The sequence below is a fragment of the Mycolicibacterium peregrinum genome (genome assembly GCF_001665625.1).
GTDB lineage: Bacteria > Actinomycetota > Actinomycetes > Mycobacteriales > Mycobacteriaceae > Mycobacterium > Mycobacterium peregrinum_B.
Genome location: NZ_LZSY01000178.1, coordinates 1 through 590 on the forward strand (window position 1 = coordinate 1; position 590 = coordinate 590).

A 590-nucleotide genomic window follows, 5' to 3' on the forward strand; every position below is an offset into this window, starting at 1 on the left:
CACCAAACTCCGGAAACAACCCCACCCCAGCAGACAACACACGATCGACCTGCGCCACATACGCACCAACCGACCCGGTCACGGGTAACCACCTCCCGTCGACGCCACATGCACATGGTCAAAGTGATTGGCGGTGATACCACCGCGGTCCCCCATGAGCTTCGGTCCGCCACCGCTGTCGATCTGCTGGCGCCAGATGGTGTGATCGACACCGAGGGATTCTCGGTTGGTCTGCAAGAACTCAACAATCCTGTTACCCAACGCAATACCGGCCGGGCTCGTCGGATTCGGGATCATGATGTCCAGCGCCAGCCCTTGCGGATGCCACTTCATCGAGTCCGGGCGGTAGCCACCGATCTCCTTGATCTCCGGGAACGCCGCCGACACAGCCCGATTGATACGGATCGTGTTGCGCTGCAGCCGGTCCTCAGAAGCTTTCCCTGCTGGCAAGGGACCGTCGGCCAGAGTCCGAGCGGACGCGAGCTCTGACACCGTTCGCGCAGACCCACCGTTGCGGCCGAGTGAGGACAAGGAGCTCAGTGCGCTCAGGCCGGAGATGCCGCCACCACCGCCACCACCGGTGGGCATAC

Annotated in this window: 1 pseudogene; it reads right to left on the reverse strand. The window is 63.1% G+C overall.

Annotated elements, in window-relative coordinates:
- Positions 1-78 precede the first annotated feature (78 nt).
- A pseudogene (locus A5779_RS28705) lies at positions 79-590 on the reverse strand (hypothetical protein); the annotation flags it as partial.